The following is an 11,992-nucleotide window of genomic DNA, read 5'->3' as shown; positions in this document are numbered from 1 at the left end:
AACGGTCCCTATGGCAGGAACTACGACGCTCAGAGACGAAGCCGAGACACTGCTGCGCGCCCTCGCGGGCGAGCACGCGCGGCTCCGCGAAGACCAATGGCGGGCGATCGAGGCGCTCTGCGAGAAGGAACCGGGCGGCAGCGGCCGCCGCGTACTCCTGGTGCAGCGCACCGGGTTCGGCAAGTCCGCCGTGTACTTCACGGCCACCTCGCTGCTGCGCCGCCGCGGCGCCGGCCCCACCGTGATCGTCTCGCCCCTGCTCGCGCTCATGCGCAACCAGATCGAGGCCGCCGAGCGCGCCGACGTGCGCGCCCGCACCATCAACTCGGCCAACCCCGAGGACTGGGACGCGATCGCCGAGGCCATCGCCGAGGACGCCGTCGACGTGCTGCTCATCAGCCCCGAGCGCCTCAACAACCCGGCCTTCCGCGACTACCAGCTGCCGAAGCTCGCCGCCGGCTGCGGCATGCTCGTCGTCGACGAGGCCCACTGCATCTCCGACTGGGGCCACGACTTCCGGCCCGACTACCGCCGCATCGCCACCTTCATCGAGGACCTGCCCGGCAGCGTCCCGGTCCTGGCGACCACCGCCACCGCGAACGCCCGCGTCTCGGACGACATCGCCGAGCAGCTCGACAGAACTCATGACGACACGGCAGACGGGGCCGCCACGCTCGTCCTCCGCGGCAGCCTCGACCGCGAGTCGCTGCGACTGTCCGTAGTGGACCTGCCCGACAACGCGCACCGACTCGCCTGGCTCGACGAGCGGCTCCCGCGCATGGACGGATCGGGGATCATCTACACGCCCACCGTGGCCGCCGCCGAGGAGGTCAGCGACTACCTCGCCTCGCGCGGCCACACCGTCGCCTCCTACACCGGCCGCACCGACAACGCCGAACGCCTTGCGCGCGAAGAGGAACTGCTCGGCAACCGCATCAAGGCGCTCGTCGCCACCAGCGCCCTCGGCATGGGCTTCGACAAGCCCGACCTCGGCTTCGTCGTCCACTTGGGAGCGCCGTCCTCGCCGGTCGCGTACTACCAGCAGATCGGCCGCGCCGGCCGCGCCCGCGACCGCGCCGAGGTCGTGCTCCTGCCCGGCAGCGAGGACCGCGCGATCTGGGACTACTTCGGATCCCTCTCGTTCCCCGCCGAGGACGCGGTCCGCCGCACCCTCGACGTGCTCGACGCCGAGGGCCGCGCGCTCTCCACGGCGGCACTGGAGACGCGGGTCGACCTGCGCCGCACCAGGCTCGAAATGATGCTCAAGGTCCTCGACGTGGACGGCGCGGTGCGCCGCGTCAAGGGCGGCTGGGAGGCCACCGGCCAGCCGTGGACCTACGACGCCGAGCGGTACGCCAAAGTGGACGCCGCCCGCAAGCACGAGCAGCGGCGGATGCTCGCCTACGAGTCGACCACCGCATGCCGGCTCGAGTTCCTGCGCAAGGAGCTCGACGACGCCGAGGCCGCGCCGTGCGGGCGCTGCGACAACTGCACCGGCACCCGCACCGAGGCCGGCGTCTCGGAGGAGGCGGCCGCGGGCGCTGCGGCGGCCCTGTCGAAGCCGGGCGTGCCGTTCGAGCCGAAGCGCATGTGGCCCACCGGGTTGCAGGCCATCGGCATCGACCTGAAAGGGAAGATCCCGGTCGAGGCGAGCGCCGAGACGGGCCGGGCGCTGGCGCGCCTCTCGGACATCGGCTGGGGCGGCCCGCTGCGCGAGCTCCTCTCCGACGGCGCGGACCGGGAGGTCCCCGAGGACGTGTTCAAAGCGGTCGTGCAGGTCCTCGCGTCCTGGGACTGGGCGCAGCGGCCCTCGACGGTCGTCTCCATGGGCTCGCTCTCGCGGCCGCAGCTCGTCAACGGGCTCGCCGAACGCCTTGCGCGCCTCGGCCGCATGGACTACCTCGGCGCCCTCGGGCGCGCCTCCGACACCGGCGGCGGGCACCGCGCCAACAGCGCCCAGCGGCTCCAGCAGGTGCTGCACGCGTTCACCGTGGACTTCCCGGTCCCGATGTCGGAGGCACGGCCGAGCGTGCTCCTCGTCGACGACGTGCGCGACAGCGGCTGGTCGATGACCGTGGCCGCCATGCGGTTGCGCGAAGCCGGGGCGGCGGCGGTGTACCCGCTGGCGCTCGCATTGCAGGCCTGACCTCGACACGGGTCCGCAGCGCCGCAAGGGATCTGGACAAGCGGGCCGTGATGGGCGAACATCGTTGCAGCACTGAAAAAATCCACTCAGGAGAGCAGGCGCACATGAAGATTCGCACCATCACGGCGGCCGCGTTCGCCGGACTCGCGCTCGCCGCGGGCACGGCCTCCGCCGCCCAGGCGGCGGACGGCTTCCCGGTCTACCACGACACCTATGCGACGCAGTCCGAGTGCGTCTCGGTCGGGAAGACGACCGTGGGCAGCGGGAACGCCGACGGCTACTACTGCGAGCAGCAGGACGCCGGCTGGGACCTCTACCTCACCTACTGGGTCTGACCGCACGCCCCGTCCGCCGGGCCTCCCGGTGGGCGGGGCGAGCTAGGGTCGCCCAATGGTCATCTCCTTCAACACCAATGGTCTCCAGCAACAGGATGCGACGACCTGGACCGACCCCCGCACCGGCGACGTCGCGAAAGTGCAAGTCGCCCAAGGCACCCCGTTCCCCGGCGAATGGCTGCGCGACCCCTACGCCCTCCAGCGCGGCTTCGCCGGCATGTACGCCGAGCAGGGCTGCCTCATCGAGGTCGAGCTCGTCAACCTCGGCGGCGTGACCGCCGTGCGGCAGCTCATCAAACTGCCGCTCCCGAACGCGCCGGCCGGGCAGCTCTTCATGGCCATGTTCACGCTCGCGAAGGCGCCCCAGTACGCGCAGCTCATGTACCTCGCCAAGGAGCAGGGCATGACCGGCATGCGCGAGGCGACCCTCATGCCGCAGTTCGGCTTCGAGAACTGGACGCTGCCCCACCCGTTCGACCCGCAGCTCCAGTCGCGCCTGCCGTTCCACCGCGGCGACGACCCGGCCTTCGACGCCCAGTTCCCCGACCACCCGCTCTCGCGCGCCCGCGCCTTCACCTGGAACGTGGGGCGCTACGCCACCGTCGACCCGGCCTTCGCCGCGATCCCGGACAACTGGAACGCCTGATCGGCACGCGAGAACGGGCCCGGCGGACCACCGCCGGGCCCGTTCCCCCATGCGCTACAGGGCGCCCAGCACGGCCGGGAGGTATCCGGCGAGATGTCCGGAGGCCTTCGGGTGGTACGGCACGTCAGTGAGGGTGAAGCCGTGCAGCCACGGCTGCGCCGAGCAGACCTCGTGGCCGGTGAACTCGTCCCGCACGTCCACATAGGCGAAGCCGTGCGCCGCCGCGGCCTCCTCGATCACCGCCGAGAGCAGGTCCGCGCCGGTGTTCATGCGCTGCTGCTCGGCGATGCTGATCGACCCGAGCGCGTCGCAGGTGTTCCGCGCCGCGAACAGCCGCGGATAGCCGGTCACGACGACCTCGGCGTCCGGGGCGCGCGTCTCGATCTCGGTGTAGACCGCGTCGAGCTTCGCCGGCAGCTCCTCGGCGGCCTTGCGCTCGGCCTCCTGGATCGCCGGATAGCAGTTCTTGAACGGGGTGATGCACGCGGTGATCGCCTCGGTCCAGCCGATGTCGTTGCCGCCGATGCCGATCGTGACGAGATCGGTCTCCGCGGTAAGGGCCTGGACCTGCTCGGCGAGCACGTCGTCCGTGGTCGCGCCGCCGCACGCGACGAAGGTGAACTCGGCGCCCAGCTCCGCGGCGAGGAGCGACGGGTGGGCCTTGGTGGAGCGCTGGCAGGCCGCGTCCTGGTACGGGCCGGCGCCGGAGCCCGAGGAGTAGGAGTCGCCTAGGGCGACATAGTGGATGGTGTCCTGCGCGTGGGCCGCGACGGGGGCGGCGAGGAGGGCGAGGGTGGCGGCGGCGACGATGGCCGCCCGGGGAAGTCGATGCATGGGGGGAAGTTCCTTCGCGAGTCGTCGTTGACTTGCCACATATTGTGAACTCGCGAGTAACTTGCGGGGAACCCCTGCACCGTCACAAATCGGGAACTTTACATATCTCATTCTATTTGCGGCCTAGCGGACGTTGCGCCGCAGGCGATCGGCGGGGCGGCGTCGCCGCCCCGCCGATCGGTCAGTTGTGGAGCCGCTAGTAGTCCAGCGCGCGGGCGACCGCCGGGTAGTAGCCGTTGCGGTGGCCCATCGCGTTCGGGTGGTAGGACTCGACGGTCGGGTAGGCCAAGCCGTTGAGGTAGGCGACGTCGTCGCAGATCGCGTGCCCCGCAAAGGCGTCGCGCACGTCCACGAAGGTGAAGCCGTGCTCCTCGGCCTTGTCCCGGACGACCTCGGCGAGCCCGTCGGCGGCCTCGTTCATACGGGTCTGCTCGACCACGTTGGGCTGCTTGAGCGCCCCGCAGGCGCGCTCGCCGTTGAACAGGCGCGGGTAGCCCAGCACGTACACGTCCGCGTTCGGGGCGCGGTTCTCGATCGCGCCGTACGCGCCGTCGAGGAGCCCGGGCAGCTCGTCCCGCACGATCGCCTCGGAGTCCTCGATCTCGTCGATGCAGTTCGTGAGCGGTGTCAGGCAGGCCTTGACGGCCTCCGCCCAGCCGATGTCGTTGCCGCCGATGGTGAGTGTGACGAGGTCCGTCTCGGCGTCGAGCGAGCCGAGCTGCTTGGTGAGGAGATCGTTCGTGGTCGCCCCCGAGCAGGCCGCGAAGTCGAGGTCGGCGTCGAGGCCGGTCGCGAGGAGCCGCGGGTAGGCCTTGGCCGAGCGCAGGCACTCCTCGTCGAAGTACTCGCCGGTGCCGGTCCCGGAGGAGTACGAGTCCCCCAGGGCGACATAGTGCATCGGTTCGGGCAGCGCCTGGACCGCGGCGGGCGCGAGGACGAGTGCGGCGGTGGCGGCGAGGGCCGCGGCCGCGAGGCGGGCAGGGTTCATGCGGGCTCCGTTCCGATCGGGTTCGTGGAGGAACGTTAATGCCCGAACGGTGACGATCACGGAGGAAATCGCCATATATGGTCAAAACTGTCGGAGACCCGACGCGGCGGCCGTTCCGCCCGGCCCGGCGCGGTTTCGAGACCGGACTCCTGCGGCCCGCTCCTCCCCTACGCTGGATCCATGGGTGCATCGACGTCACCGCGCCGCCTGACCATGTCCGACCAGGCCCTCATCGAGGGCACCGGCGCGGACTGGAAGACCTGGCTCGCGCTCCTCGACGAACGGGACGCGGCCGGGCTCGACCACACCGCGATCGCGCGGATGCTGGTGAGCGAGTTCGAGGTCGACGGCTGGTGGGCCCAGTCGATCACCGTCGGGTACGAGCAGGAGCGCGGCCTGCGTGAACCCGGGCAGCGGCCCGACGGCACGTTCAGCGCCAACGCCTCCAAGACCGTGCCCGGCTCGATCAACGCCGCGTTCGAGCAGCTCGCCGACCCGGCCGCGCAGGCCGGATGGCTCGGCGACCTCGAACTGACCCAGCGCAGCGCCGCCCCGCCGAAGTCCGTGCGGTTCGACGCCTCCGACGGCACGCGTGTGCTCGCGAACCTCACCGCGAAGGGCGAGGACAAGACCGCCGTGCAGATCGAGATCGCCAAGCTCGGCTCGGCCGAGGAGGTCGCCGCCGCGAAGGCGGACTGGAAGACCCGGCTCGAACGCCTCGCCGAGCGCTTGGCGGGCTTAGGGTTTCGCCGCCGGAGCGGCCGCGTCCGTGGCCTCCACGGGCGGCTTCGGGGCGTCGACCCGCTTGCGGCCCCGCGAGCGCGAGATCGCCACGCCGACGAGCGCCAGCGCGCCGCCCGCGAGCGTCAGCCAGGTCGGGACCTCGCCGAGGAGCAGCCACGACAGGGCGACCACGATCGCCGGGACCACGTAGGTCGTCGCGCCGAGCTTCCCGGTGGTGGTGAACCGCAGGGCGTAACCCCAGGTGAGGAATGCCAGCGCGGTCGGGAAGAGGCCGAGGTAGAGCACGTGCAGCGTCGCCGAGACCGGGGCGGACTCCAACTGGGAGAACAGGAGCGGCGCGAACGGCAGGCAGAGGACCGCGGCGATGGCGTTGCCGAAGGCGGTGAACTGGAGCGAGGAGCAGTGCTTCAGGGTCGGCTTCTGGACGACGACGCTGATGGCGTAGGTGATGGCCGAGACGAGGCAGAGCAGGACGCCGATGACGGACGAGGCGCCGTCGCGGGACATCGAGAGGCTGACGACGGCGACGCCGGCGAAGGAGACGGTGATGCCGAGGAAGAGGCGGGGCGGGAAGCCCTCCTTGAGGAGCCAGCCGCCGAGGAGGGCGATGAGGATGGGTCCGATGTTGACGATGAGGGCGGCGGTGCCGGCGTCGACGAGCTGCTCGCCCCAGTTGAGGGCGACCATGTAGACGCCGAACCAGAGGATGCCGGCGGTGATGATGCCGGGCCAGGCGGCACGTTTGGGGAGGCCTTCGCGGCGGATCGCCCAGACGGCGAGGAGGACGACGGCGGCGGTGCCGGCGCGGCCGAGGGTGAGCGGGCCGGGGTCGAGGTGGCGGCCGGCGTCGCGGATGGACACGAAGGCCGAGGCCCAGCACAGGACGGTGATGCCGATGGCGATGGCGGCGCGGGGGTTGAACTTGTCGCTCACGGGCAGTGGCTCCTCACGATGGCGCGGCGGAGCGCCTTGGGTGGGCGGGCGGCTCCGGGGCTCGGGCGCTGGTGGCGCCCGGCCAAACCTAGCATCGGGCGGGGGTCGCGGGTTATCCGTTATTCGACGGTGTTGTTGGGCGGTGATCCCGGGGGATCCCGACTGGGGCGGGAACCGGATCCGGGTGCGCGGCGTCGAAGGGACATGATGGGACACAAGACGATGCAACGGTTCATCCCGGTCGCCGCGGTGCTGATGCTGGCGGCGTGCGGGCAGGGTGCGAACGACGCGGGCTCGTCCGGGGGCGACGCGGACACGGCCGCGGACTCGCAAACGGGTGAGACGACGGCGCCGGCGGACGCGGTGGTCTACCAGGGGGCGCTGACGGTGCTCCAGGGGGTCGAGCGCGACGCGGCGGAGCTGTGCGGCGTTGTGGCGGAGTCGTATCCGCCGCAGTGCGGGGGGCTGCCGGTGTCGGGCTGGGACTGGGATTCGGTCGAGCACGATGAGGCGGAGGGGGTCCGGTGGGGCTCGTACCTGGTGACGGGGACGTTCGACGGGAAGTCGTTCGTGCTCACCGAGGACCCGGTACCGACGGCGGACATCGACATGGCCGACTACCCGGAGCTGCAGTACCAGGACCCGGAGATCGGCGACCCGGCCGAGGACCTGAGCACCGAAGAGCTGCAGGCGATCGCGGACGAGATCACGGCGGAGTTCCCGCGGTACGTGTCCGGCGGTTACGCGGACGACCAGAACGGTGTGGCGCTGATCGACGCGCTGTTGGTCACCCCGGAGCTGGAGGCGTACGCGGCGGAGCATTATCCGGAGGACACGGTGGTGTTCTCTTCGATGCTCAAGCCCGTGGAATAGGGATGTATACCGCTTTATCTCGATAAATCCCTCTTAAGGGACCCGGCCTCGGCGAAGCTTGCGAGCCGTAAGTCAGCGGAGCACAAAAACAGCGCGGGGGTCCGACATCGCTGTTCACTCTCAGAACATGAATGACTCCCGGGTATTGACACCTCACCTGCCACCCCTAAGATAGAAACCGGTATCTACACGATCGGCCTGCCATTCGAGACGGCGGGACCGGGCGCGGTAGACGCGTCCGCGCCATGGCGGACAATGAGCAGGTCCGCATCGCCGAACCGAGACGAGGCGGCCGCGCAGTCGCGCGGCAGCTCGGCGGTCGCGGGCTGGAAGTCCGGCTGGCCCAGTGCCGGCCGGACCGATCGCATACTGGAAAGGGAACCTGGCGATGAGCCGAACCGATTTCACGTACGTGGAAAGCGTTAGCCCAGGCAGCGGGCGGCGCGATCCGCGGGCGGCGCTGGCCTCCGACGCCGCCGCGCTCAGCCTCGACGGCGAGTGGCGCTTCAACCTGGCCGCCGGCCTCCACGACACCACCGAGGGCTTCGAGGCCCCCGGGTTCGACGCCGCGGCGTGGGACACCCTCGCCGTCCCGTCGATGTGGCAGATGACCGACCTCGACGGCGCGGCGCCCTACGGCAAGCCGCAGTACACCAACACCTACTACCCCTTCCCCGTCGACCCGCCCCGGGTCCCCGACGCGAACCCCACCGGCGAGTACCGCCGCACCTTCACCCTCCCCGCCGAGTGGCCGGCCACCGGCCGCACCGTCCTCCGCTTCGAGGGCGTCGACTCCGCGTTCGCCGTGTGGGTCAACGGGACCCTCCTCGGCGACGGCAAGGGCAGCCGCCTCCCCACCGAGTTCGACGCCACCGATCACCTTGCGGCGGGCGAGAACACGATCGCCGTCCGCGTCCACCAGTGGTCCGCCGCGTCCTATCTGGAGGACCAGGACATGTGGTGGCTCTCGGGCATCTTCCGCCCCGTCGCCCTCGTCCACCGCCCCGAGCAGGGCATCGAGGACGTCTTCGCGCACGCCGACTACGACCACGCCACCGGCCTCGGCACCCTCAGGGTTGAAGTAGCGTCCGAGATCGCCGCGAACGCCCGCGTCACCGTCCCCGAACTGGGCATCGACATCGCCGCGGGCGAGACCGCCAGCGTCGCCGTCGAGCCGTGGACCGCCGAGACCCCGCGCCTGTACGACGCGGTCGTCGCCACGGACACCGAGCGCGTGTCCCTGCGGATCGGCTTCCGCACCGTCAAGATCGAGGACGGCCTGCTCAAGGTCAACGGCAAGCGGATCCTGCTGCGCGGCGTCAACCGCCACGAATGGGACCCCGACACCGGCCGCACCCTCACCGTCGAGACCATGCGCCGCGACCTCGAGATCATGAAGCGGCACAACGTCAACGCCGTGCGCACCAGCCACTACCCGCCGGACCGCCGCTTCCTCGACCTCTGCGACGAGATCGGCGTCTGGGTCATCGACGAGTGCGACCTCGAGACCCACGGCTTCGTCCACCACGAGTGGCGCGACAACCCCAGCGACGTCCCCATGTGGAAAGAGGCCTACCTCGACCGCATGGCGCGCATGGTCGAACGCGACAAGAACCACGCCTCGGTCATAATCTGGTCCCTCGGCAACGAGAGCCACACCGGCGCCAACCTCGCCGCGATGTCCCAGTGGGCCAAGGAGCGCGACCCCGGCCGCCCCATCCACTACGAGGGCGACTGGGACTCCGGCTACACCGACATGTACAGCCGCATGTACGCCGACCACGCCGAGACCGACCGCATCGGCCTCAAGAGCGAGGCCCCCACGAACGACCCCGCGCTCGACCACCACCGCCGCCACGAGATCCCGTTCGTGCTGTGCGAGTACGCGCACGCCATGGGCAACGGCCCCGGCGGCATGAGCGAGTACCAGCGCCTGTTCGAGCAGCACGAGCGCTGCCAGGGCGGGTTCATCTGGGAGTGGATCGACCACGGCGTGCGCCTGCACACCGCGGACGGCCGCGAGTGGTTCGCCTACGGCGGCGACTTCGACGAGCCGATCCACGACGGCAACTTCGTCATCGACGGCCTCATCTTCCCGAACCGCGAGCCCTCCCCCGGCCTCGTCGAGTTCAAGAAGGTCGTCGAGCCCGTCCGCATCACCGTCCAGCCCGGCTCGCGCGCCGTCACCGTCGCGAACCTCCGCGACTTCGCCGACACCGGGGACCTCAAGTACACCTGGGCCGTCGAGGACGAGGGCGTCACCGTCGCCGAGGGCGAGCTCGAGATCCGCGCCGTCGCCGCAGGCGAATCCGCGATCGTCGAGTTCCCCGCCGCCGTCGCCGCACTCGGCGCGGCGGGCGGCGAGCGCTGGCTCACCGTCCGAGCGGTCCTCGCCAAGGACGAGTCCTGGGCTGACGCCGGGCACGAGATCGCCTGGGGCCAAGGGCAGCTCGCGGCCGCAGCACCCGTCGCGGCCGGTGAGCGCACCCCGGCCGTCGCCGAGGACCGCGGCTACCGCCTCGGGAACGCCGCGTTCGACGCGCTCGGCCGCCTCACCGCCATCGGCGGGCTGGAGGTCGAAGGCCCCCGCCTCGACCTGTGGCGGGCCCCCACGGACAACGACCTCCTCGGCTGGGGCGTGCCGCTGGTGAACGAGTGGCGGGACCGCAACGCGGCCCTGTACCGCCTGGAGCACAAGGTCCTCGGCATCAAGTCCACTGAGGACGGTCTCACGGTGGCGACCCGCGTCGGCGCCGGCGGCGCCGCGATCGCCATGGGCGCGGTCTACCGGTGGCGGCGCGAAGGCGGCCGCCTCTGGCTCACCGTCGAGGTCGCCCCGGAGGGCAAGTGGGACTTCCCGCTGCCGCGCCTGGGCGTGCGCGCCTCCGTCCCGAAGGGCCTCAACGAGGTCGAGTGGTTCGGCGGCGGCCCCGGCGAGGCCTACGCGGACACCCGCGCGGCCGCCCGCGTCGGCCGGTTCCGGTCCACCGTGGCCGGGATGCAGACCCCGTACGTGTTCCCGCAGGAGAACGGCTCCCGCATCGACGTGCGCTGGGCCAGCCTCAGCGGCGAGGGCAGGACCCTCAAGGTGTTCGGCGCGCCCGAGTTCGCGTTCACGGTGCGCCCGTGGACGAGCGAGGACCTCGACGCGGCCAGGCACCCGCACGACCTCGTCGAGCGCGACCGCCTCTACGTCAACCTCGACGCCGGCCTGCAGGGCGTGGGCTCGGCCGCGTGCGGCCCCGGGGTCCTCCCCCAGCACCGCCTGCTGCCGGAGGCCGCGGCCTTCACGCTGGGCTTCGAAGTGACCGAGTAAGCGCCATGCGACGGGTTCGCGCACCATGACGTGCACACAAAGGAATACGCGAACGTGCACTACCCTGGGTGCGAACCCGTCGCAACCCCGAGAACGGTGAGAGAAGGCCCCCAGTGCCCAAGAAGTCGAATGCCGATACCGGCAAGCGCCCCACCATCAGGGACGTGGCCGCGCGGGCCGGCGTGTCGGTGCCGACGGTCTCGCGGGTCCTCGCCGGGAACTACCCGGTGGCCCCCGCGACCCGCGCGAAGGTGCTGCGCGCCATGCGGGAACTCGACTACGTGGTCAACGCGCACGCCCGCGCGCTGGCCGGGGCGACGACGAAGACCGTGGCGTTCGTGGTCGACGACGTGACGGGGCCCTTCTACGCGTACATCGCGCGCGGCGTCGAGCAGCAGGCCGCCTCCGAAGGGCGGCTGTGCCTGCTGTGCACCACCCACGGCGACCCGGAGCGCGAGCTCGCGGTCGTGGAGCTCATGCGCGAGCAGCACGCCGAGGCCGTGATCGTCGTCGGCGGGGCCTGGGACGACGGGAACTACAACGAGCGGATGCGCTACTTCGCCTCCGCGCTCGACCGCTCGGGCTCGCGGCTGGTGCTGTGCGGGCGGCCCTCGCTCGGCGAGGACGTCCCGGCCACGGTCGTGCACTACGACAACGAGGGCGGCGCGTACGCCATGACCTCGCACCTGCTCTCGGCCGGGCACAAGACCATCGCGTACATGGGCATCGGCGTCGGACTGTCCACTACGGACGAACGCGTGCGGGGCTTCCGCCGCGCGCACGACGACTACGGCGTCCCGATCGACGACGCGCTCATCATCCCCGGCGACTTCTCCAAGCAGAGCGGCTACGAGCTCACCCGCGAGCTCATCGCCAAGCGGGACGACGTCACGGCCGTGTTCGGCGCGACCGACATGGTCGCCGCCGGCGTCCTCAAGGCTCTGCGCGAGGCCGGCATCGACGTCCCCAAGGACATGTCCGTCGTCGGCTTCGACGACATCCCGCTCGCCTCCGACCTCACCCCGGCGCTCACCACCGTGCACGTCCCGCACGAGGAGCTCGGCCGCGAGGCCGTGCGGCTCGGGCTGCGCCGCGAGGCGACCGGCTCCGACCAGGTCGTGCTCGGCACCCACATCGTGGTGCGCGAGACCGTCGCGCCCCCGCCGCGCCGCTAGAA

11 protein-coding genes are annotated in these 11,992 nt (G+C 71.2%); 6 read left to right on the top strand and 5 right to left on the bottom strand.

From position 1 onward, the window contains the following. The first annotated feature begins 10 nt into the window (after positions 1–10). From O2L01_RS16350 to O2L01_RS16340, 3 genes are all read left to right on the top strand, one after another. The gene (locus O2L01_RS16350) at positions 11–2,146 is read left to right on the top strand and encodes a RecQ family ATP-dependent DNA helicase (RefSeq protein ID WP_270123044.1); all 2,136 of its coding nucleotides are present in this window, start codon (positions 11–13) and stop codon (positions 2,144–2,146) included. Positions 2,147–2,250: 104 nt separating this feature from the next. Further along, positions 2,251–2,481 (top strand): hypothetical protein, encoded by a 231-nt coding sequence (locus O2L01_RS16345; RefSeq protein WP_270123043.1) that lies wholly within the window; start codon positions 2,251–2,253, stop codon positions 2,479–2,481. Between the two features lie 55 nt (positions 2,482–2,536). Continuing rightward, entirely contained in the window at positions 2,537–3,127 is a 591-nt protein-coding gene (locus O2L01_RS16340) for a hypothetical protein (RefSeq protein ID WP_270123042.1), read from the top strand. A 54-nt stretch (positions 3,128–3,181) separates the two neighbouring features. On the opposite strand, the gene O2L01_RS16335 is transcribed toward O2L01_RS16340, so the two are convergent. From O2L01_RS16335 to O2L01_RS16320, 4 genes are all read right to left on the bottom strand, one after another. Next, positions 3,182–3,961 (bottom strand): SGNH/GDSL hydrolase family protein, encoded by a 780-nt coding sequence (locus tag O2L01_RS16335; RefSeq protein ID WP_270123041.1) that lies wholly within the window; start codon positions 3,959–3,961, stop codon positions 3,182–3,184. Between the two features lie 196 nt (positions 3,962–4,157). Next, positions 4,158–4,949: an SGNH/GDSL hydrolase family protein gene (locus O2L01_RS16330; RefSeq protein ID WP_270123040.1), complete on the bottom strand. Its 792-nt coding sequence runs from the start codon at positions 4,947–4,949 to the stop codon at positions 4,158–4,160. Positions 4,950–5,116: 167 nt separating this feature from the next. Beyond that, the gene (locus O2L01_RS16325) at positions 5,117–5,605 is read right to left on the bottom strand and encodes a hypothetical protein (protein WP_270123039.1); all 489 of its coding nucleotides are present in this window, start codon (positions 5,603–5,605) and stop codon (positions 5,117–5,119) included. A gap of 82 nt (positions 5,606–5,687) precedes the next feature. After that, complete coding sequence (locus O2L01_RS16320) at positions 5,688–6,632, bottom strand: DMT family transporter (protein WP_374727687.1); 945 nt, start codon at positions 6,630–6,632, stop codon at positions 5,688–5,690. A gap of 216 nt (positions 6,633–6,848) precedes the next feature. On the opposite strand from O2L01_RS16320, the gene O2L01_RS16315 reads away from it, so the two are divergent. Beyond that, complete coding sequence (locus O2L01_RS16315; RefSeq protein ID WP_270123037.1) at positions 6,849–7,499, top strand: hypothetical protein; 651 nt, start codon at positions 6,849–6,851, stop codon at positions 7,497–7,499. A 185-nt stretch (positions 7,500–7,684) separates the two neighbouring features. Here the strand turns inward: O2L01_RS16315 and O2L01_RS16310 are convergent, their stop codons facing one another. Next, on the bottom strand, positions 7,685–7,867 hold the full coding sequence (locus tag O2L01_RS16310) for a hypothetical protein (protein ID WP_270123036.1): 183 nt from the start codon (positions 7,865–7,867) through the stop codon (positions 7,685–7,687). Positions 7,868–7,887: 20 nt separating this feature from the next. Between O2L01_RS16310 and O2L01_RS16305 the strand changes: the two genes are divergently transcribed. After that, a complete protein-coding gene (locus O2L01_RS16305; protein ID WP_270123035.1) occupies positions 7,888–10,815 on the top strand; it encodes a glycoside hydrolase family 2 TIM barrel-domain containing protein in 2,928 nt (975 codons plus the stop codon). 113 nt (positions 10,816–10,928) lie between these two features. Further along, positions 10,929–11,990, top strand: a complete 1,062-nt coding sequence (locus O2L01_RS16300) for a LacI family DNA-binding transcriptional regulator (protein WP_270123034.1) — start codon at positions 10,929–10,931, stop codon at positions 11,988–11,990. Positions 11,991–11,992 lie beyond the last annotated feature (2 nt).

The sequence above is a fragment of the Glycomyces lechevalierae genome (assembly GCF_027622945.1).
Lineage (GTDB): Bacteria > Actinomycetota > Actinomycetes > Mycobacteriales > Micromonosporaceae > Glycomyces > Glycomyces rutgersensis.
This window is presented reverse-complemented; position numbering and strand designations above follow the sequence as displayed.

Bases quoted from the DNA above. Each gene is read 5' to 3' on its own strand.
- O2L01_RS16350 (WP_270123044.1), top strand. From the start codon at position 11: ATGGCAGGAACTACGACGCTCAGAGACGAAGCCGAGACACTGCTGCGC.
- O2L01_RS16345 (WP_270123043.1), top strand. From the start codon at position 2,251: ATGAAGATTCGCACCATCACGGCGGCCGCGTTCGCCGGACTCGCGCTC.
- O2L01_RS16340 (WP_270123042.1), top strand. From the start codon at position 2,537: ATGGTCATCTCCTTCAACACCAATGGTCTCCAGCAACAGGATGCGACG.
- O2L01_RS16335 (WP_270123041.1), bottom strand. From the start codon at position 3,961: ATGCATCGACTTCCCCGGGCGGCCATCGTCGCCGCCGCCACCCTCGCC.
- O2L01_RS16330 (WP_270123040.1), bottom strand. From the start codon at position 4,949: ATGAACCCTGCCCGCCTCGCGGCCGCGGCCCTCGCCGCCACCGCCGCA.
- O2L01_RS16315 (WP_270123037.1), top strand. From the start codon at position 6,849: ATGCAACGGTTCATCCCGGTCGCCGCGGTGCTGATGCTGGCGGCGTGC.
- O2L01_RS16310 (WP_270123036.1), bottom strand. From the start codon at position 7,867: ATGCGATCGGTCCGGCCGGCACTGGGCCAGCCGGACTTCCAGCCCGCG.
- O2L01_RS16305 (WP_270123035.1), top strand. From the start codon at position 7,888: ATGAGCCGAACCGATTTCACGTACGTGGAAAGCGTTAGCCCAGGCAGC.